The sequence below is a fragment of the Kitasatospora sp. NPDC096140 genome, from assembly GCF_040303045.1.
Lineage (GTDB): Bacteria > Actinomycetota > Actinomycetes > Streptomycetales > Streptomycetaceae > Kitasatospora.
In genome coordinates this window covers 19,231-40,048 of sequence record NZ_JBEOUW010000028.1, presented here as the reverse complement: position 1 = coordinate 40,048, position 20,818 = coordinate 19,231, and the positions used below count along the sequence as shown (strand labels likewise).

General features: G+C 74.0%; 16 protein-coding genes. 9 read left to right on the top strand and 7 right to left on the bottom strand.

Translation table 11 applies throughout. The features are described from left to right. Positions 1-166 precede the first annotated feature (166 nt). Both ABT048_RS26560 and ABT048_RS26555 read left to right on the top strand, forming a co-directional pair. Positions 167-1,927, top strand: a complete 1,761-nt coding sequence (locus ABT048_RS26560; RefSeq protein ID WP_350524015.1) for an alpha/beta hydrolase — start codon at positions 167-169, stop codon at positions 1,925-1,927. After that, positions 1,924-2,490, top strand: coding sequence for a hypothetical protein (locus ABT048_RS26555; RefSeq protein ID WP_350524014.1), 567 nt, complete (start codon positions 1,924-1,926; stop codon positions 2,488-2,490). The genes ABT048_RS26560 and ABT048_RS26555 overlap by 4 nt, the downstream gene beginning before the upstream one ends. A 163-nt stretch (positions 2,491-2,653) precedes the next feature. Here the strand turns inward: ABT048_RS26555 and ABT048_RS26550 are convergent, their stop codons facing one another. The 5 genes from ABT048_RS26550 to ABT048_RS26530 are packed head-to-tail and all read right to left on the bottom strand — an operon-like array spanning position 2,654 to position 7,950. Further along, a complete protein-coding gene (locus ABT048_RS26550; RefSeq protein ID WP_350524013.1) occupies positions 2,654-3,367 on the bottom strand; it encodes a type I-E CRISPR-associated protein Cas6/Cse3/CasE in 714 nt (237 codons plus the stop codon). Next, positions 3,364-4,212, bottom strand: a complete 849-nt coding sequence (gene cas5e / locus ABT048_RS26545) for a type I-E CRISPR-associated protein Cas5/CasD (RefSeq protein ID WP_350524012.1) — start codon at positions 4,210-4,212, stop codon at positions 3,364-3,366. The genes ABT048_RS26550 and cas5e overlap by 4 nt, the downstream gene beginning before the upstream one ends. Beyond that, positions 4,209-5,606, bottom strand: a complete 1,398-nt coding sequence (locus ABT048_RS26540; protein ID WP_350524011.1) for a type I-E CRISPR-associated protein Cas7/Cse4/CasC — start codon at positions 5,604-5,606, stop codon at positions 4,209-4,211. The genes cas5e and ABT048_RS26540 overlap by 4 nt, the downstream gene beginning before the upstream one ends. A gap of 38 nt (positions 5,607-5,644) precedes the next feature. Then, a complete protein-coding gene (casB, locus tag ABT048_RS26535) occupies positions 5,645-6,337 on the bottom strand; it encodes a type I-E CRISPR-associated protein Cse2/CasB (protein WP_350524010.1) in 693 nt (230 codons plus the stop codon). Further along, positions 6,334-7,950 (bottom strand): type I-E CRISPR-associated protein Cse1/CasA, encoded by a 1,617-nt coding sequence (locus ABT048_RS26530; RefSeq protein WP_350524009.1) that lies wholly within the window; start codon positions 7,948-7,950, stop codon positions 6,334-6,336. Before ABT048_RS26530 ends, casB begins: the two co-directional genes overlap by 4 nt. 127 nt (positions 7,951-8,077) lie before the next feature. On the opposite strand from ABT048_RS26530, the gene cas3 reads away from it, so the two are divergent. Next, positions 8,078-11,152 (top strand): CRISPR-associated helicase Cas3', encoded by a 3,075-nt coding sequence (cas3, locus tag ABT048_RS26525; RefSeq protein ID WP_350524008.1) that lies wholly within the window; start codon positions 8,078-8,080, stop codon positions 11,150-11,152. 141 nt (positions 11,153-11,293) lie between these two features. Continuing rightward, a complete protein-coding gene (locus ABT048_RS26520) occupies positions 11,294-11,872 on the top strand; it encodes a TetR family transcriptional regulator C-terminal domain-containing protein (RefSeq protein ID WP_350524007.1) in 579 nt (192 codons plus the stop codon). A 7-nt stretch (positions 11,873-11,879) separates the two neighbouring features. Here ABT048_RS26520 and ABT048_RS26515 read toward each other — a convergent pair whose 3' ends face one another. Then, positions 11,880-13,031, bottom strand: coding sequence for an MFS transporter (locus ABT048_RS26515; RefSeq protein ID WP_350524006.1), 1,152 nt, complete (start codon positions 13,029-13,031; stop codon positions 11,880-11,882). 107 nt (positions 13,032-13,138) lie between these two features. Then, positions 13,139-15,256: an FAD/NAD(P)-binding protein gene (locus ABT048_RS26510; protein WP_350524005.1), complete on the bottom strand. Its 2,118-nt coding sequence runs from the start codon at positions 15,254-15,256 to the stop codon at positions 13,139-13,141. A gap of 420 nt (positions 15,257-15,676) precedes the next feature. On the opposite strand from ABT048_RS26510, the gene ABT048_RS26505 reads away from it, so the two are divergent. The 5 genes from ABT048_RS26505 to ABT048_RS26485 all read left to right on the top strand — a co-directional run bounded on the left by ABT048_RS26505 (position 15,677) and on the right by ABT048_RS26485 (position 20,740). Beyond that, entirely contained in the window at positions 15,677-17,026 is a 1,350-nt protein-coding gene (locus ABT048_RS26505; protein WP_350524004.1) for a KamA family radical SAM protein, read from the top strand. A gap of 5 nt (positions 17,027-17,031) precedes the next feature. Continuing rightward, positions 17,032-17,967: an N-acyl homoserine lactonase family protein gene (locus ABT048_RS26500; protein WP_350524003.1), complete on the top strand. Its 936-nt coding sequence runs from the start codon at positions 17,032-17,034 to the stop codon at positions 17,965-17,967. Further along, positions 17,964-19,832 carry an FAD/NAD(P)-binding protein gene (locus tag ABT048_RS26495; protein ID WP_350524002.1) on the top strand — a complete coding sequence of 623 codons (1,869 nt, stop codon included), beginning with the start codon at positions 17,964-17,966 and terminating at the stop codon, positions 19,830-19,832. Before ABT048_RS26500 ends, ABT048_RS26495 begins: the two co-directional genes overlap by 4 nt. Positions 19,833-19,908: 76 nt before the next feature. Then, positions 19,909-20,253, top strand: a complete 345-nt coding sequence (locus ABT048_RS26490; protein WP_350524001.1) for a cupin domain-containing protein — start codon at positions 19,909-19,911, stop codon at positions 20,251-20,253. An 85-nt stretch (positions 20,254-20,338) separates the two neighbouring features. After that, complete coding sequence (locus ABT048_RS26485; RefSeq protein WP_350524000.1) at positions 20,339-20,740, top strand: VOC family protein; 402 nt, start codon at positions 20,339-20,341, stop codon at positions 20,738-20,740. Positions 20,741-20,818: the final 78 nt, after the last annotated feature.

Genomic DNA, 20,818 nt, shown 5'->3' with positions numbered 1-20,818 from the left:
TCGGTCGATCGTCCTTCGTATCGAATCCGTTAGTATTCGACGTTGTTTTCGAACACACGGGCCGGCGGGTGGGCCGACCCGAACGCATGGGGGGCATGCATGACAGATCCTGACGCCGGCTTGCAGTTCAAGATCGATCCGGCTGCGCCGGCGACGGAGTAGCCCGGTGGACATCAAGACGCTGTACGACGCCGACGTCATCAACATCACCATCGCGAAGAACGCGTTCGACGCGCTCTACTCGGCCTTCGGCCGGCACATCGAGTCCTGGCAGCACGAGGTCGCCGACCGGCTGGCCAACTCGCACTGGACCGGCACCGCGTCCGACCACGCGCAGGCCCGGATCCGCTTCCTGGGCACCGAACTGCAGTCCGCACACACCGAGTTGGACCTCATCAGCAAGGCCCTCGCCGACGCTGCCGAGGGCTTCGCGGCGGCCCAGGCCCACCTGATCAGCGCCCTCGACGACGCCAAGGCCCACAAGCTCACCGTCGCCGCCGACGGCGGGATCACCTGGGACAACGACCCGAACTCCGCGAACTTCGCCGGCACCGACGCCGAGACCCAGGCCGAGCAGATCCAAGCGCGGATCACCGCCGCACTCAACGAGGCCGACCACGCCGACCAGACCATCAGCGCACGGCTCGGCCACCTGGCCACCAACGCCAGCAACGGCACCGGTCTGGACTCCACCACCGTGAAGGCCGACACAGACGCCGCCAACGCACTCCAGCAGGTCCCCGCCGCCGGCACCGACCCGAACAGCGTCAAGGCCTGGTGGAACGGCCTGACCGACGCTCAGCAGCAGCGGATGGTCCTCAACCACCCGGACCAGGTCGGCAACCTCGACGGCATCCCCGCCGCCGTCCGCCACCAAGCCAACCGGACCAACCTGGCGAACCTGATCCAGGACCACAACACCCAACTCGCCAACCTCGGCCCCGAGCCGCCGAAGATGCTGAGCGTCGCCGAGACCAACGGCGGGCCGGTCGAGAACCCCGACTACACGGCGTGGAAGCGCAAGCGCGACGAGCTGCGAACACAGCTCGACGGCTTCAAGGCCATTCGGGACCGGCTCGACGGCAACCTGGACAACGGCGTGGGCGGGCCGGGCTACGACCCTCCGCTGCTGTTGCTGGGGATCGGTGATCAGGGGCAGGGCCGCGCGATCCTCTCGTGGGGCGACCCGGACAAGGCCCGGAACGTCTCGTCGCTGGTACCCGGGCTGAACAGCAACCTGGCCGGTGCCGGAAACGGCGATGCCCTGACGGCGAAGCGAATCTACGACTCCGCAGCGACTAGCGCGGGGGTCAACCACGAGACGCCGAGCATCGCGTCCGTGTTCTGGCTGGGGTACGACGCCCCGCAGCTAGAGGGCACCGGCTCCTCGGTCCTCTTTCAGGACCGGGCGGAGGAGGGCGGGGCCGCGTACAACAAGTTCCTCACCGGGCTCCGGGCCACCCACGAGGGGGCGCCGGCACACATGACCGCGCAGGGGCACAGCTACGGCTCCCTGGTGGTCGGGAAAGCGACCCAGCAGCCCGGAGGCCTGCCCGTCGACGACATCGTCCTGGTCGGCAGCCCTGGTGTCGGGGTGGACAAGGCGACGCAGCTCGGGATCGGTGCGGATCACGTGTACGTCGGCACGGCCAAGTACGACCCCGTCGCAGCCGCACCCTCCCCCGGGATGCTCCTCGGCGGGTGGGCTGCGGTCGAGGCGTTCACGAACCCCGACGGGTCGTGGCACGGCACGGACCCGGCGAGCCAGAGCTTCGGCGGGCAGCGCTTCTCGGTGGCGGACGGGTCGGTGACCGACTCCCACGACAACTACTTCGGGAAGCACGACAAGGGCGGCGACTCGCTTCCCAACATCGGGAAGATCGTGAGCGGCCACGGGAACACGATCACGCGGGAGGACCCCAGGTGAGGGCCGCGGTATGGGCGCGCAGGATCGTGCCGGCGGCGCTGCTGGCGCTCCTGGTCGGCTGGTACGCCTGGCCGGAGCCCGAGGAGCCCACCGTGCCGGTCGAGCAGGCGCAGCACCGGATCGAGGCCGAGCTCACCGATGTCGCGGGGGCCTTCCACCCGGGGCTCCAGTGGGCCACGGCGAGGTACGAGAGCGACCCAGACCTGACTGGATTCTGCGGTACGTCCGGGTGCAAGAAGACGGGTCGGGCGGAGATGATCGCCCGGCAGGCGGCCCGGGTGCGGATCGCCTCCGAGCGGGATCACGAGCCGCTCGACATCGTCCAGGCACTCTGGACGGCAAAGGGGTACCCGGCCCGCCGTGAAGGGTATTCCGTGGAGGTGAAGGGCTCGGACTTCACCCTCTGGTTCGTCGTGGGTGTGAACGGTTGCGCCGAGGTCCGGGCCACCCTGACCAATGTCACCGACATGAGCGATGACCAGTGGCACGGCGGGTTCGGCCAGGGACCGCTGGACTACGCCGCCCCCTGCGCCACGGTCGACGACCCCTACTGGTCACACTGACGCCGCCGGAACCGCCCGGCCCGAGGACGTCGGGCCGGGCGGTCCGGCGTCTCTGCCCCGACACGGCATCAGCCGCACGGCGCGGTCCCGGCGGTGGCCGGGCAGGGAGCATCGGTGTCGCATACTCCGGGGTCATCCTCGCGCGGGGCGGGGCAGGGTGATGCTACCCCTGCCCGTCGCGCACCAGAACCAGTCCGCAGCCGTACGCCCGGCCGGAGCCGAGGCCGTCGGTCAGGGTGCGGTGGAGGGCCTCGGGGTCGCGCACCGTGAGGTGTCCCCGCACCTCGGCGCGGGTGATCTTCAGGCCGGCGTGGTGGCGGCTCGTCACCGGCGGGAGCATGCGGATCGCGAGCGAGCGCCGGTCGATCTCGGCTCCGATGAACCGCACACCGCTGTCCGGCGGCGTGCCCTGGTCCTCCACGGTCGGCTGCGACCGCTTCATCAGCCAGGAGCGGACCTGGTCCGGGTTGGTCGCCGGGAGCTTGCGGGAGCGCCCCGTCGCGGTCGGGCGGTCCGGGCGGGCGGTCAGGGCGCTCAGGACGGTGCGGAAGGTGAACCGGTCGCCCTTGCGCAGGGGTTGGTCGACGCTGATGGTCTCGATCCTGCGGGTGAGCGCTTCCCGGGGGACGAGCGACCAGTCCGGGGCGACCTTGGACTGCACGACCAGGAGCAGGGTGTCGGTCCTGAGGTCGACGGTCCACGTCGACAGGATGCCCATCTGCGCCCGGGGGTCCGGGTCGCCGTCCTCCACCCAGCCGCGGAAGCCGCTCATCACCAGGCGGTGCATGTCCTGGGCGTCGAGGAGGCTGCGGGCGGCGACGGGGTGCCGGGTGTCCAGGGCGATGATGCTGTGGCAGGTGATCAGTCGGGCCGTCACGGGATCAGGTCCTCCCAGCGGATGGTGGGTTCCGGGTCGGGCGTGAGGCGGGTGCGGGTCTCCCAGCGGGCCGCGTGCATGCGGTGTTCGGGGGCGAAGGTGACGGGCTGGTCGGTGGTCCGGCTCGCGCCGCGGGTGCCCGGCGGGACCTCGCGCCAGAGCCACGGCGTCCGCGTGGTGGCGTTGGGCAGCAGGGCGGTGGACGGCAGGACCGTCTCCAGCGTGCCCGGGTGCACCCCGCCGGCGATGGTGCCGGACGGCGGGCAGGACTTCCGCCCGAGCCAGAGCAGCCTCCTCGGCTGCTCCAGCGCGTCGGCGATCCGCTCCAGCAGGCCGCGGTCCGGGCTCTCGAAGGCCACGACGAAGGCGGCGTCCGCCAGGTACCAGCGGTGGGTCTGCATCGGGTCGCGGCGGAGGTTCCCGGCGGTGAGGGCACCGGTCCGCTCGTCCGGCGCGATCTCCTTCGGCGCGCCGTACCAGGCGGCGAGCGCGGTGCCGGCGGCCCGGCCGAAGCTCGGACCGCGCTCGTCGTCGAGGCGTGCGGCGGCGGCCTCGGCGCGCCGGTGGTCCGTGATCAGGTCGCGCGGCCGGAGCGGCATCGGTCCGCCGCCGACGACCTGGTAGTCGTGGACGGGTGTGCCGGGCCGGTCCGCGCGGACGCCGAACCGCAGGGCGGCGAGCCGGCCGATGTCGTCGGTGCGGTCGAGGCCGAGGGCGGCGGCGGCCATCCCGACGCACCCCGACTTGGTGGGGTGCAGCCGGGTGTCGCGCCGGTCGAAGTGCGAGCCGCTCCCCCAGGACTGGAGGGGCGCCGCGAGCCGCACGAGGAGGACGGACTCCGTCACCGGCGGGTCAGCTCCTCGACGGTGTCGACCTCGACGCCGGGCAGCCGGTCGTTCGCCGTCTCCTCGCCGAGCAGCCGCTCGACCGCGAGGTCGTAGGTGAGGAGACGGGCCGGGCTGATGTCGTCGCGCTTGCGCAGGACGAGGGCGTGCTGGGCGAGGAGGCGGCGGGTGGCCGCCAGGGAGGCCGGGCCGTCCGTCTCCTCGAAGACGGCGTTCTCGAACGCCAGGCCGTAGTTGAACGGGCGCTTGCCGTCGAAAGCCATCACGAGCTTCGGCAGGGAGCCGGTCGAGGCGGTGGTGTTGGTCTTGGCGCGGGGCTGGGAGTTGACGAAGGCGTCGACCACCTCCAGCTCGGCCGCGGCTGCCGCGGCCTCGATCCGCTCGGCCGTCATGCCCGCCGCCTTCAGGTTGGCGCGCAGCTTGTGGCGGTCCAGGACGGCGTGGCGGTAGAAGGTGCCGGAGATCAGCGACTGGTACCCGGTCATGCCGGCGCCGGAGTCCTCGGCGGCGTCCAGGTGGTCCAGGGCGTTGGCGCGCGAGCGGTTCCTGCGGTCGAGCTTGGCGTCGTCGGCGGCCGAGTAGAAGTCGTCGATGTGCTCGGCGGGTTGGACGGTGAACGCGTGCGCGGTCTGGACGGCGCCGTCGACGTTGGGCGAGTCGGCGATCTCGGCGAGGAAGCGTCCGTAGAGGGCGATGTCGATCGCGTCACCGGGGGCCAGGGCGGTGAGGACGGCGGACCGCAGTTCCTTCGGCAGGCCGGGCAGCTTCTCGTCGGCGGTCTCGCCGCCGGCCTCCCTGGGTTCGTCGGCGGGCGCCCGCCCCTCCTTGCGGTCCTTGGCCTGGGCGCGGCGCTTGGCGGCGGCCTTCGCCTTCCGTTCCGCCGCGGCGTCCTGCGCCGCCAGGTAGGCGTCGGCCCATGCGGCGACGTCCGCGCGGTGTTCGAGGAGCCGGTCGGCGAGGACCTTCCCGGCGTTCTCGGGGGCGAACAGCAGCACCTTGGTGAGGTCGGCGGTGTTGGGCTTGTCCCCGAACTTCAGCCCGATGCCGCTCAGGACGGCCTTGGCGGTGGCGAGTGCCGTCCCCGGCTCCCACCCTCCGGCCTCCAGCGCGGCGGCGGTGATCTTCGCCCACTCGCGGGTCCGCAGGCCCATCGTGTGACCGGCGAGGGGCCCGTCCCCGGTGTTGGCACGGTTGCGGGAGTAGGTGCGCTCCGCGCGTCGACGGGCCTGCGAGGTGATCATCGTACGGAGGTCGCCGCCGAGGCTGATCGCCTTGGGCATGCCGTTCTCGTCGCGCACCGGCAGCACAGCGACCATGGTCTCCAGGAGGTGCAGGGAGAGGTACTGCGGGGCGCTGGAGGGGGCCGCGGTGGAGTCGGGGGCCGCGCCGTCCACGGAAGCGGCCTCCGTGGGCATCGGCCTTGCAGGGCTGGTCACTTGCTGTCTCCGATCGGGTCGGCTTCGGTCCCGCGCGACCCGGGTACGAGGGTCCGGGTGTCCGGTGTGAAGGTCGGGGTGTAGAAGGAGCGAGCCCACCGGTACTGGACCGGCCGCCCCCGGCCGGACCATCCGGCGAGGTCCTCGGCGAGGACCGCCCAGGAGGGAGGGACGGTGTCGCAGGACCGGGCGCGCTCGATCACGTGCTGGAGGTGGCGCCACGGGACCCTGCGGGAGGCCACGACGCGGTCCAGCAGCCGTACCGCGCCCGGGTTGGCCGGGCCCCGGCCCTCTCCCGAGCCGATCCGCCGGAGCGCGGCCCCGATGTCGCCCGCGCCCGGGGACGGATCCAGCCGCCCGGCGTGGTAGCGGGCGAACAGGAAGGCGACGTGCTCGAAGACCGGCCTGGTCTCCTCGGAGGGCGCGAACTCCGCGGCGTCAAGGCGGGCCCGCGTCACGGCGGCCGGGCGGCGGAGGTCGGCCAACTGCCCGGTCTGCCGGGCGCGGACGAGGCCGCAGAGCCAGGAAGTGAGCTGTTTCCCCGGGGCCGGGTCCGCAGGGGCCGGCTGCCGGACGGACGGCTCGGCGGGACCCTCCGTCCCGGCGGGCGGGCCTGCGGGTGGGCCTTCGGGCGGTGGCGCGGAGCCGGTCACGAGGTCGGTCACGGAGTCGGTCACGGAGTCGGTCACGCGGCGGTCTCCTTCAGCGGGTTCGGCGCGTCGGGGTGGTCCAGGACGTCCTGGAGGCGCTTCAGGGCCATCGTGTGCGCCTTCAGCTCGCGGCCGGCCAGGCGGAGGCTGTCGAGCCTGGCCTTCAGGGCGTCCGTGGCGAGCGCCCTGATCGCGGCCCCGAAGCGGTCCAGCGCGGGCCCGACCGGGTGGCCGTCGGCGACGGCGTCGAGCATGGCGTGGAACTCCGTGCCGGCCCCCGCCCACAACTCGGGCTCGCCGTCGAAGCGGGCCGACTGGGCGGAGCGGTCGGTGGGTTTGGCGTTCGGGTAGACGTGCTCGCAGGCGGTCGCGGCGGCGGCGCGGAGTGCGGCCGCCGCGTACTCGGCGACCGCCGAGCCCTGCTCGGAGGCCTGTCGGAGGCCGGCCTCGCGGCCGGGGACGAACGGGAAGCGGTCGTCCACCCAGGCGATCGGGTTGCCCTTGTCGGCCAGCAGGCCGACCGCCCACAGCTCCGGGCGGGCGCTGCGCAGCATGGCGAGGCGCCCGTACAGGTCGTTGCCCTTGACGCGTTCGGCGACGGCGGCGTACAGCGCGTGCGACTCGCGCCACAGCTCCCGGGAGGCCTGCGGCTTGAGCGTCACCGGCTTGCCCGCCCGCAGGACCACGACCTCGTCCTGGCGGTAGACGTCGGGGAGTTCGACGAGCGTCTCCCCCGGGCCCACGAGGACCCGGTCGACTCCCGGCTCGCCGTTCGGCAGGGCCGCGGCGCGCAGGGCGACCGAGCGGCCGAGGACGGTGTGGAGGTCGGCGGGGCCGTCGGGACGGCGGACCTCGTGGGCGCCGGTGCGGTGGAACGACCGGCGGCAGGAACGGTCGCCCCAGGTCAGGTTGAAGGTACCCGGATCGTCACCGTCCCAGGGGGCGAGGTTGAGCCGCAGCGTGTCGCCGAGGGTGGGGCCGAGCGCGAGGACCCGGATGCGCGAACCCAGGCGGCAGGTGGAGAGGTTGGTGAACGGAGCGGGCAGGCCCATCTCCTTCGCGGGGATCCGTGCCCGGCGGCCCTGGCCGAAGGCGTGCTGGGTCAGCATGGCGCGCCAGGCGGCATCGGCCGGGAGCGGCTCGGGGTGGTGGAGGTGGCGGTGGTCGAAGTGCTGGTTGTAGTCACCGGCGTGTTCGATCACCAGTTGGGCCGGCCCGACGCCGAACTCGTCCACGTGCCGCAGTAGGGCGGCGTTCTGGCCCAGCGGGCGCTCGGCGTCGAACAGGTCCCACACGCCCGGGTGGTCGGCAAGCCAGTCCGCGGCATCGGTGAGCGGTCGGCGCTCCTCCACCCAGGCCGACCACTCGCCGTGCGACTCCGGGTGGCACCCGGCGGCGTACAGCACGCCGAGCAGCCATTCGAGCAGTGCGACGGTCTCTCCCGGTGTGCTCCCGTACACGGTGGCGATCCGGTCGGCGTCCCGCAGCGCCCGGACGACGGAGACCTTGGCGAGCCCGGGCCTGCCCTGTTCGCCCTCGTCCGCCGGGGTGGCCGGCGGCGGCTCTCCCCCGCCCGCGGGGCCCGGCCGGACCGGGCCGCCGTGGATTGTCAGTACCGGGATGCATGCTTGGTGGCGTGGATCCCATGGCATGTCCGCTCCTCCCCTCCGCGAGGTCGCACCGCACCGGCGAAGCGGCGCACGGGCGACGTCACCGGCCCCACATACTCCGTTGGGCCCGTCGTCGCGGCACGACACTAGCAGGACCTGGAGGTGGGGCTTGACAGACCGTCAGTTCTTCAACACGCCTGCGCACCAAACGATTTGGGGCAAGACCGACCGGCGGCGCCGATCCCGCGGCACCGGCGGTCCGGCCTGGAACCCGCTGACGGCACACGTCCTCGACACGGCCGCGTGCGCAGGGCAGCTGTGGGACCGCTACCTCACGCCCGGGGTGCGGCTGCGGCTCGCGGAGGCGTTCGGGGCCGGCGAGGAGGAGACCGCGCGTCGCACGGTGATGCTGCTGGCCGGCCTGCACGACCTGGGCAAGGCCTCCGGCTGTTTCCTGCGCTCCTTCGGCACGGGCCGATACGACGATCCGCTGCTCAGGGGCCGCGAGGCGGACGCCTGGCGGGCCCGGGCGGCCGCAGCCCGACTCCCGTACGACGCCCACCCCGACGGACAGGTCGACGCCCGGCACGAGCACATCACGGCGGCGCACCTGCCGCGGATCCTCGGCTGCGGCTGCGAGCGCTGCGGAGGGGGCGGGGAGGAGTTCCCCGGCCTGCACGCCGTCGCCCTGCTGCTGGGCGGCCACCACGGCCACATCCCCGACGCGGACACCGTCGAGCGGGCCGCCGGTGCCGCCCCGATGCAGGCGTGGGAGCCCGTCCACCGCGGCCTCGTCACGGAGGCGGCCGGACTCGTCGGCGTCGACCTCACGGCGCTGCCGGCCCTCGTCAGGCCCGAACGCCCCTCCGTGCTACCGCTGTTCACCGGCCTCGTCATCCTGGCCGACTGGATCGCCTCCGACGAGGACCACTTCACCTACCGACGGCTCGACACCCCGGCGGCCGACTGGTGGGCGGCGTCCCTGCGCCAGGCCCGGGACGCGGTCTCCGCCGTGGCGCTCGACCGGTGGCGTCCGCAACCCCGGACCTGGGCCGAACTGTTCCCCGGCACCGCACCCCGGCCGTTCCAGCGCGCCGCCCTCGCCGCCCTGCCCGCCGACGGCCCGGCCCTGGTCGTCATCGAGTCCGGCACCGGCTCCGGCAAGACCCGGCTGGCGTTCGCCGTCGCCCACCACCTCGCCCGGACCTGCGGCCACCAGGGCCTGTTCATGGCCCTGCCGACCCGGGCCGCCACCAACCAGGCGGCGGGCGAGCTTGAGAAGTTCATCGGGCGCTCGACCGACGGCGCCACCACCGGCAACCTCGCCGTCGTCCACGCCGCCGCCGGGGCCACCGAGCTGGTCCACCGGCTGATCGACGCCTCGGCCACCCGGCAGCAGAACGCCCTGCGCTCGCTGTCCGACGCGGTCGCCGCGGCCTCGGACGACAGCGGCGAGCCCGGCGGGGGCGGTTCCGGCGGGGGCGGTTCCGGCGGGGGCGGTTCCGGTGAGCCCGGCAGGCCCGGCGGCGGCAGATCGGGTGGCGGCACGCCCGGCGGCGGCGAGCCCGACCAGGTCGTCCTCAACCCCTGGTACCTGCGCAGTTGCCTCGGCCTGGTCTCGACGTTCGGGGTCGGCACCGTGGACCAGGTCGTCCTCACCCCGCAGCGCAACCGCTACTGGATGCTGCGCCTGCTCGGGCTCGCCGGAAAGACGGTCGTCATCGACGAGGCCCACGCGTACCAGCTCTTCCAGCAGGGCATGCTGGGCGCGGCGGTCGAATGGCTCGCGGACGCCGGGGCGTCGGTGGTGGTCCTCTCCGCGACGCTCCCCACCGCGGTGCGGGAGGCGCTCGTCCGCGCCTGGTGCACCGGGCACCGCACCGTCCTCCGCGATCCCGGGGGCGCCGGCCCCGTCACCGTCGTCGACCAGCGCGGCACCGTACGCCACGCCGGTGAGGACCACACCGTGACCGCCGGACCGTCCCGTCGCGTCGCTCCGGACGTCCGCCTCCGGCCGCTGCCCGGACCGACCGGCCTCGCCACCCGGCTGCTGCGCGAGACCGCGGACGGAGGCGTCACCGCGGTGGTCCGCAACCGGGTCGCCTCCGCGGTCGAACTGCACCGCACCGCAAGCGATCTGGGACGGCGGAACGGGTGGCAGGCGGACGAGATCGTCCTGTTGCACGGCCGGCTGATGGGCCGCGACCGCCTCCCCCTCGAAACCCGGCTGGTCGACGCCCTCGGCCCCGGCCCGGACGGCGGCGGGCCCAACCCGAAACGCCCCCGTCGACTCCTCGTCATCGCCACCCAGATCATCGAACAGTCCCTCGACGTCGACTTCGACCGGCTCCTCACCGACCTCGCCCCGGTCGACCTGCTCATCCAGCGCGCCGGACGCCTCCACCGGCACCGCGACACCGCCCGGCCCCCCTGGTTCCGCGAGCCCGCCCTCACCGTGCTGTGGCAGCCCGACGATGCCGGGCTGCCCGTCGTCGACCCGCCGGACCCGGCCGGCGGGAGGCCGTACGGAAACCCCGACGGCACCGTCTACGCGCCGTACACGCTGGCCGCGACCTGGCACGCGCTCGACCGGCGGGGCGGCGGGGCGGGCCGGTTCGCCCTGGACGCCCGCGAGCACGGCGACCTCGTCCAGGAGGTCTACGGCCCCGCCGACCACGGCCCCGCCGACCCTCGACCCGGCGCGCTCGGGCGGCTCCTCACCCGCACCGGGGAGCGCTGGCGGGCCGCGCTCGACGACGAGTACGGCGAGACGACCGCCCGCCCGCTCCGCCCGTACGGCCGGCGGGGCCGGATCCCCGCCACCGCCCCCGACCTCGCGTCGGGCAGGGCCCACGGCGGCGGCCGGGACATCGGCGCCCCGGGCATCGCCGCCCTCTCCCGTCTCGGCACACCGTCGATCGACTTCCTCGCCCTCTACCGACAGCCCGACGGGGCGCTCACCTACGACCAGGCCGGCACACTGTTCGCGGACACCCGCTACCACCCGGGCGACAGCGGCGAGCGCCGGAGGCAGCAGCAGGACTTCCTCCTCAACACCCTGTCCATCCCGGTGACCTGGGTGTCGGAGCGCCACGGCGTCCCGCGCCCCAGCACCTGGCCCACACCACCCGACCGCCCCGCCCTGCGCCACCGCTTCACCGCCCTCCTCGACCCCGCGACCGGACGGTGCACCAGCGGGCCGCACGGCATCACCTACACCCCGGAGGAGGGCCTCCGCCGGTAGCCGGGGACGGGCACCGGGACGGGGCGGGTCGGCGGCAGGTCGGGGCGGGAACGGCGACGGGCGGGACGGGCGATGCCGCAGGACCGGCGTGCCGTCCCTCGTCGGCGGATGGCTGTAACGAGTGGTAGGTACACTCGGCGCATGAGCAAGAAAGAGGCGCTGACCCGGGCTGCGGCGGAGCTGTTGTGGGAGCGCGGGTACACCGGCACCAGCCCGGCCAAGGTCCTGGAGCGGGCGCACGCGGGGCAGGGCAGCATGTACCACCACTTCTCCGGCAAGGCGGAGCTGGCGGTGGAGGCCATGACGCAGATGAGCGAGGAGCTCCGGGCCCGGGCCGAGGGGGCGCTGGGCGGCGAAGGCGGGGCCGTCGCCCGCATCGACGCGTTCCTCGATCTGGAGCGTGACCCGCTGGCGGGCTGCCGGATGGGGCGTCTGACGCAGGACTACGACGTCGTGACGGACGATCGGCTGCGCGCACCGCTGGCCGAGTTCTTCGACTGGCTCGACGAGCGGCTGACGGCGGTCCTCGCCGAGGGGGTGCGCACGGGGGAACTGCGGCCCGGCACCGATCCCGTGGCGATCGCCGCACTGATCATGGCGACGGTGCAGGGCGGGTACGTCCTGGCACGGGCCTGGCAGCAGCCCGAGGCGTTCCAGCGGGCGGTCGAGGGGGTCCGACGGGTCCTGGCCGACCTCCGGGTCCACCCCGGCCAGGACTGACCCCGAGTCAGATCTGCCCGGGCGGCGGCGGGACGGCGTGCGGCTGCCGCGGTGCCCGACCGGCCACCGCGGCGGCGAGGACACAGACCGCGCCGGCGGCGGCCGCCGCCGCCAGGGCCCACCAGAGGGCGTCCGGGCGCAGGCCGAACAGCACACCGCACAGCAGCGGCCCGGCCGCGGCCCCGAGCGAGACTCCCATCTGGCTGCAGGCCGTGGCCCGTTGCTCCCGTCCGGGGTACGGCAGACCGATGACGTAGTGCAGCAGGCCCGCCCAGCCCCAGCCGCCGCCGTACGCGAGCAGGGCGCCGAGGACGGTCGGCGCCGTCCCCCGGTGGGCCAGCAGCACGGCCCCCACCGCACCGGTCGCGAACAGGCCGACGAGGGCCGGCCAGGCGAGCCGGGGCAGACGGCCGACCAGCCAGCCCGCGGCGAGCCGGACGGCGATGTTCAGTGCGGCGCCGGCGGTCGCCACCGCTCCGGCGACCGACAGCGAGGCGCCCCGGGTGGTCAGTGCCAGCACCAGGAAGCCGCCCAGCCCGTTGCCGACCATCGCGCCGAAGAATCCGGCGCAGCTGAGGGCGATCAGGTGGACGTCGGCCGGCAGCGGCGCACCGCCGCCCGCGGCCGCCGGTCGCCGCCCGTCCGCGGCACTGCGCCGTACCACCAGAGCGGCGCCGAGGCCGCACGGGACCGCGGTGGCGGCGAGGACGCCGCGCCAGCCGACCGGGTCGGCGAGCAGCGGCATCGCCGCGCTGGCGAGCAGGGTCGCCGCCGGCACCGCGGCCTGCTTGAGGCCGAACGCGAAGGCCCGCAGCCGGGGGGCGCACCGGCGCATCAGGAGGGCGTTGGTGTGCGGCTGGGTGTACCCGTAGGCGAAGCCGCCGAGCGCCGAGCTGATCCAGAGGCCGGCGACCGGTGCGCCGGCCGCGCAGAGCAGCCCGACGCAGGTGGCGCCGAGGGCGACCGCCAGGGTCCGTTCCACTCCGGCGGGGAGTTCGGAGCGCCTGCTGACGAAGGCACCCGTCAGGGAGGCCAGCCAGTAGACGGCGAGGACGGCGCCGGTCCGCGTCGTGCTCCAGCCCAGCTCCGCGCAGATCAGGCCGTTCGCGGCGCCGGGGAGGAAGACCGGCAGCGAGGTGAGGACGGTGACCGCCGCCACCCCCAGGGCCGTGGACAGTCCCGACGCGCCGGGGCCCGCCGGGTCGGGCCGTGCGGGCCGTGCGGGCCGTGTTGTCCGTGCAGCCCGTACGGTCCGGGCGAGGGTGCTCACCGGGCCAACGCCTCCATCCGGTCGGCGCGGTGGCGTGCGGCGCTGTCCAGCAGGGCCCGGGCGACCGCGTCCGCGTCCCCGAGCGTCACGGAGTCGACGCCGGGCCGGACCCCCGCGGCGGTGGCCCAGTGCACCCCCTCGGTGGGGACGCCGAGGGCGTACCGCCGCGGGTGCACGCGGCCGCGCGCGTCCACGAGGCGGCTCGGCCGCTCGGTCACCGCGAGCGCCCCGGTCTCGTGGTGGCCGCCGTCCGGGTCGGGGATCCGGTACGGCGCCGCCTGGCCGGTCTCCAGGAGCCCCCGCAGCAGCCGGTCCGCGGTGGTGCGCACGTCCGGGTCCTGGATGCGCGCCTCGATGAGGGTGGTGACCGCGATCGCCGGCCCCGGCACCGTGGCCGAGGAGACCAGGAACCCGTCGTGCCGCGGTGCCGGCGCCACCCGCATCCCGGGGCCCAGCGGGGTCACCACGCCGGCGCGGACCAGCGCGGCCAGCTCCGCGATCCGGCGCCCGGGCGGGCCGATCGACAGGCCGGCGTTGAACGGCGAGAACCAGCCGGTCAGTTCCTCCCGGTAGGAGCGGCCGGTGATCCCGGCGTGGTCGACGACCTGGCGGATCTCGTTGCGCAGGTCGCGCAGCGCGTCGAGGGCCGCCTTGACCGGGTCGTCGACGTTGCCGCCCCGGGCCGCGGCGGCGTCGCGGTCCAGGTGCTCGGCCAGCCACCGGCCGAACTCCCGCCGCCCGCGCAGCGCCTGTTCGTCGTACGGGGTCTCGACCAGCCGCCAGTTCCACTGCGTGTCGGCGGTGATGCCGTGCCGCCGCAGCAGCGGCTCCGGCAGCGGCAGGTGCGCCGGCGAGTACAGGCAGGCCCGCAGGAAGCCGTTCACCGCCTCGGCCGGGGCGGCGCGCCCGCTCAGCAGCGTCCGGTAGTAGACGATCTCGACCTCACGCGCGATCAGCGGCCAGACGTCCCGGCGGAACCGCACGTCGCCGCGGGCGGCGGCGCGCTCGCGCAGCGCGCGGATGGTCGGCCCGGTGAGCAGCAGCGGCCGGTGCCGTTCGCCCAGCTCCTTCTGGTTCTCACCGCGCGCCCGGTACGGGAGGCCGCGGCGGGAGCCCGCGTAGAGCCGCGGTTCCCGGCCGGACGGGCGGTAGTCGAGGCGCCCGTCGGCGCGCTGCTCGAACACGCCGCCGCGCCCCTGGGTGAGCAGGGTCAGGTAGTCGAAGAAGGCGAGCCCGAGGCCGCGCACGGCCACCGGTTCGCCCGGGGCCATCGCCTCGGTGTCGACCTCCGCCGGGTTGCCCGGCGGCAGGTGCCGGCCGCCGGCCGGGGTCGGAGCCGGGGCCGGGGTGGCGTGGGTCGTTGCCGGGCCGGTCGCTGCGGGGGCTGCAGGACCGCGGCCGGTCGCTGCGGGGGCGCGGCCCGTCGCTGCGGAGGCTGCGGGGGTGCGGCCGGGGGCGGTGGGCAGATGGCCCTGGGCGAGGACGACGGCGTCGAGCAGGATCCGGTCGCCGCCGGCGAGGCGCAACAGCTGCTGCTCGCCGAAGTCCTCCAGTGCGACGGCGCTGTCCCGGTGGACGCGCACCGTCACGTGCGGCGGCGCGGTCCGCACCGCGCGGCGGAAGGCCCAGCGCAGGTAGTGGCCGTAGAAGGGCCGGGTGGGGTACGAGTTCGGGCCCAACGCGCCCGCCTCGCGGAGGATGTCGTCCGGGTACGCGTCGTCCGGGCCGAAGTCGGCCGGGCCGAAGTCGGCCGGGCCGAAGTCGGCCGGGCCGAAGTCGTCCCCGCCGCAGTCGGCGTGCCCGTCGGCCCCACCGAGGTCGTCCGGTCTGGGGGCGTCCGGTCTCGCCCCGGCGAGCGCCCGCGCCCACTCGTACAGGTTGGGGCCGGGCACCACCGGTCCCGCGCAGACCACGCTCGCATCGGTGAACACGGTGATCTGCTCCGCGACCGTGTTCATCAGCAGCTGCGGGGACTGGTCCGTCCGCCAGACCCGGCCCGCCCCGGGCGGGGTCGGGTCGATCGCGTGCACCGTCACCGGGCCGCAGTCGGGGTCGGCCGCCGCATTGGCGCACAGGCGCTCCAGCAGAATGAGTCCGCGGGGGCCCACCCCCACGATTCCGACACTGAATCGATTCCTCAAAGCCCGTCCCCGGTGTCTGGCGCCGCCCGATCGTTCGCTCACGCCGATCCTAGTCAGCACGCCCCGCCATTCATGCGGCCCGCGCATCATTCATGCACCGGCGCCATGGAACGCCATTCATGCACCCGGCGAATGGATGGTCGGGGCGATCTATTTCCCATCCCCCCGGCCCCCCGGTTAGCTTTTCGGCACGGCGTGCGGCGGCCGTCCGGGGCCGACCCCGTCCGACCGGTGTGACGGGCACGACCAGCGGACTTCCCGCACACCGGGCGTTCCCGGCCGGCCCGATCCGATGGCCGGACCGCGGGCCCCGGAAACCGGCACACCGCCCGATTCCGCCGCCGCGCGACACGCACAGCCTCCCGTTTCCGTCATTCGAGCGGAGAAATACACATGGCCGACCTCAGCCCTGCCAAGTACAAGCCGTACAACCGGTCGTCGATAACGCGGTCGCCGCAATGGGAGCGGATTCCGCAGGACCTCCGCGAAGCCGTCGAGGTGGTGGCCCACGTCCTGCCGTTCCGGACGAACCAGTACGTACTCGACGAACTCATCAACTGGGACAAAATTCCCGACGACCCGATATTCCGGCTCAACTTCCCGCACCGCACGATGCTGGAACCCGACGACTACACCGCACTGCGCGACCTGATCCGCTCGGGTGACAAGCAGCAGCTGGCCAAGCAGATCTTCGAGGTCCGCACCCGGATGAACCCGCACCCGGCCGGCCAGCTGAGCCACAACGTGCCGGAGCTGGACGGCCAGGTCGTCCCCGGGATCCAGCACAAGTACGACCAGACCGTGCTGTTCTTCCCGAGCGCCGGCCAGACCTGCCACGCCTACTGCACGTTCTGCTTCCGCTGGCCCCAGTTCGTCGGCGAGGAGGACCTGCACTTCGCGGCCCGCGACGCCGAGGGCCTGGCCGCCTACCTCAGGCGGCACCCCGAGGTCACGGACGTGCTGATCACCGGCGGCGACCCCATGATCATGCGGACCGGAGCGCTGGAGCGGTACCTCGAACCGCTGCTGGCGCCCGATCTGGCGCACATCCAGAACATCCGGATCGGCACCAAGGCCGTCGGCTACTGGCCGCAGCGCTTCGTCAGCGACGTGGACGCGGACGACCTGCTGCGCCTGTTCGAGCGCATCGTCGGCGCCGGCAAGCACCTCGCCCTGATGGCCCACTACAACCACCCGGCCGAGCTGCGCCCCGCCATCGCCCAGCAGGCGCTGCGACGCATCACCGGCACCGGCGCGGTCGTCCGGATGCAGTCCCCCGTGCTGCGGCACATCAACGACGACCCGGCGGCCTGGCAGGAGCTGTGGACCCTGGGGGTCAAGCTCGGCGCCGTGCCGTACTACATGTTCGTCGAGCGCGACACGGGTGCCCGGTCCTACTTCGAACTGCCGCTGGCCGAGGCGTACGACATCTTCCGGACCGCCTACAGCTCGGTCTCCGGGCTGTCCCGCACCGTGCGCGGCCCGTCGATGAGCGCCTTCCCCGGCAAGGTGCTCATCGACGGCACGCCGACGATCCGCGGCGAGAAGGTGTTCGCGCTGCAGTTCCTGCAGGCGCGTCAGGACGGCGTCGTCCGCCGCCCCTTCTACGCGAAGTTCGACCCCGCCGCGACCTGGTTCGACCAGCTCGTCCCGGCCTTCGGGGAGCGCTCGTTCTTCTTCGAGGAGGAGCCCGCCGGGGACCGCCCCGGGATCGGCCGACCGCTCGACCTGGTGGGGGTGTGACCCGGATGGCCGGTCGACCGCTGCCGACCTACGAGGTCCTCGCGCTCCGGTTCGGCACCCACGCCGACCGCCCCGCGCGGGACAACTTCCTGCACGACGAAGGCCAGTTCGCCCCGGGCAGCGCCGGCCCGATGGACTTCTACCTCTGGGCGATCCGCGACGACCGGCACTTCCTGCTGGTGGACACCGGCTTCCCCGAGGAGATGGCCCTCCGCCGCGGTCGCACCCTGTTCCGCTGCCCGGTCGACGCGCTGACCGACCTCGGGGTCACGGCCGAGCAGGTGTCGGACGTCGTGATCACCCACATGCACTACGACCACGCGGGCAACCTGGACCGCTTCCCCACGGCCCGCATCCACCTGCAGGAGGAGGAGCTGCGGTTCTGCGCCGGGCCGGCCATGCGCCACCGGGCCGTACGCCGGCCGTTCGAGCCGGTCAACGTGCAGACCGCCGTGCAGGGGCTGTTCGAGGAGCGGCTGGTGCTGCACCGCGGGGAGGCGGAGATCCTGCCGGGGGTCACGGTGCACCCGGTGCCGGGCCACACGCCGGGCACCCAGGTGGTCCGGGTCCACACCGCGCGCGGCTGGGTCGTGCTGGCCAGCGACGCGACCCACCTGTGGGCCAACATCCGGCTGCGCAGCCCGTTCCCGATCCTCGACCAGCTCACGCCGATGCTCGAAGGCTACGACGTGATCGAGTCCCTCGCGGACGGCCCGGACCACGTCATCCCCGGCCACGACCCCCGGGTGGCCCGGCGGTTCCCCCCGCTGGCGGCGGCGCCCGACTGGGTGCGCCTGCACGAGGCCCCACTGGCCGACACCCCGGGCACCCCGGGCACCCCGGGCACGGAGCACAGCCAGGGCACCCAGGGCGCCCAGAGCGCCATGAGCGGGACCGACGGCGCCGCGGCCCGCGCGGAGCGGATCGGGGCCGCCCGATGACGCTCCACCAGGTCTCGATCATCGGCGTCGGGCCGCGTGGCCTGAGCGTCCTGCAGCGGATCGGCGAACTGGCCGACCGGCTGCCCGCCGACCGCCGGCTGGAGGTGCACCTGATCGACCCCGGCGAGCCCGGCCAGGGCGCGCACCCCGCCGGCCAGCCCGCCCACCTGCTGACCAACACCGTGGCCAGCCAGGTGACGATGTTCGCCGACGGCCGGGGCCCCTCGTTCACCGAGTGGGCGGCGGCCGTCGGGTACCGCGAGTTCGACACCGGGTTCCACCCCACCGGCGGCGAGGGCGGCCGCCCGGTCGGTGAACACGCCTACCTGCCGCGCAAGCTGCTCGGCGAGTACCTCACCTGGGTGTTCGACCGGACGGTGCGCGCGCTGCCGGAGCGGATCAGGGTGGTGCACCACCGCGACCGGGCGTGCGACGTCGAGGCGCACCCGGGCGGCGGCTACACCGTCCACCTGGCGAACGGCCACCGCCTGCCGAGCGACTACGTCTTCCTCACCACCGGGCACTGCGAGCGGATCCCCACCGACGAGGACCGGGCCCACACGGAGTTCGCCCGGGAGCACGCCGACCGCAACCCCTGGCTGGCGTACTGCGCCTCGCCGTACCCGGTGCAGCGGCTCGGCGGGATCGCCCCCGGTTCCACCGTCGCCGTCCAGGGCTTCGGGCTGACCGCGCACGACGTGATCTCCGAGCTCACGGTCGGCCGCGGCGGACGGTTCGACGACTCCGGCGCGGAGCTCGTCTACCGGCCCTCCGGGCGGGAGCCCGCGATCCGGCTGTTCTCCCGCCAGTGCCTGCCGTTCGCCGCCCGCGGGGTGAACCAGAAGGGCACCACCGGGCAGCACCGGGCGCGGTTCTTCACCCCGGAGGCGGTGCGCCTCCTCAAGGAACGCGCGCTGGAGCGGCGCAACGACCCGCGGCTCGACTTCGAGGAGGAGGTGCTGCCGCTCCTGAAGCAGGAGATGGCCTACGCCCACCGTGCCGCGCAGCAGGGCGGCCCGGTCCCCCCGGAGGGGTTCGAGCCGAGCCCGGCCGAGCTGGCGGCCGTCGAGGCGATCCTCGACCCGTTGCACGAGCGGGAGTTCGACAGCCAGAAGGCCTTCACCGGGTTCTTCCTCGACCACGTCGCCGAGGACCTGGCGCAGGCGGAACTGGGGAACACGACGAGCCCGGTCAAGGCCGCCACCGACGTCATCCGGGACACCCGGGCGAGCCTGCGGGAGGCGGTGGAGTTCTCCGGGCTCACCCCGCGGTCGCACCGGGTGTTCAACCGGACCTACGGCCCGATCATGAACCGGGTCTCGTTCGGTCCGCCGCTGGTCCGCAACCGGCAGCTGCTCGCGCTGTTCCGGGCGGGAGTGGTGGACCTGGCCGGCGGGCCGGGCTGCACCGTGGTCCACGACCGGGAGGCCGGACGGTTCGTGGTGCGCACCCCGTACCCGCAGGGGGCGGAGTCGGTGGCCGCCGACGCCCTGGTGATCGCCCGGCTCGACGCCTTCCACCCGGAACTCGACGGCTCGCCGCTGACCGGCAACCTGCTCGGGCGCGGGCTGGTCCGCCCGTACGCCAACGGCCCGTTCCGGCCCGGCGGCATCGAGATCGACGCGTGCGGCCGGCCCGTCACCGCGACCGGCGAGACGCTCGCCACCGCCTGGGCGATCGGCTACCCGGTCGAGGGGCCGCGGTTCTACACCCACGCGCTGCCCCGGCACGCGATGGCCTCGCAGTTCTCGGCCGACGCGGACACCGCCGTCCGGGACCTGATCACGCACATCCACCAGCGCACCGACGTCACCCCGGAGGCAGAACGTGGCGATACAGCCCGGACAGCAGTTTCCGTACCCTGAGTTCCGCCGACGCCATGCGCGGCCGCAGCCGGAGCCGGTCCTGTGGCAGTGGGAAGCCCTCGCCGAGGAGCTCCGGGTGACCGAGCACACCGAGTACGGCACGATCACCCTGGCCCGGCCGGACGGCGGCCACGAGGTCGTCCCCGGCACCTCGATGACCTTCCAGGCCGTCCGGCCCGGAGAGCGCACCACCCCGCACTCGCACACCTGGTGGCACCTCTACTTCGTGCGCTCCGGGACGGGCACGGTGGTCTTCCACGAGAGCGGCGACACCACCGGGTTGAGCGAGGGCGACATCCTGCTCATCCCGGCATGGACCGTGCACCACTTCGAGAACGGGGCGGGGGACGCCGACCTGCTGCTCCTCAACATGTCGAACCTTCCCCAACTGGCCGCCCTGCACAACAACTTCTCCAAGTAGCCGGCAGGGCACGCGCCGAGACGTACGAGAACCCCGAGCAGTACGAGAGTCAACGAGCAGCACGAGCAGTCACGAGAGGCAGACCATGTTCAAGCGGATCGACCACATCGGCGTGGTGGTGGACGACATCACCGAGGCCCGAGCCCTGCTGGAGAGTCTGGGCATGCAGCTGGAACGGGCTCAGGACATCCCCGAGCGCAACGTCCGGATCGCGTTCTACCGGTGCGGGGACGGCCGGATCGAGCTCATCGAGCCGACCGGTGCGGAGGCGCGCAGCCGCAGGCTCGGCGACGGGGCGCAGGCCCGGATCGAGCACATCGGCGTGGAGGTCGACGACGTGCCGCAGATCATGAAGGCGGTGCAGCAGCTGGGCATCGAACTCACCACGAGCGAGCCTGTGTTGGTGGGGCCGAACCTCAATGCCTGGACGCAGCCCGGGACTTCCGACGGGATCCAGTTCCAGCTGGTCCAGCGGGACGTGGTCTGAGGCCGCGCCCGTGACGGCCGGGGGCGGGACCGTCCAGTCGGTGCCCCACCCGCCCCCGGCCGCCCGTCGGCCGCCGTC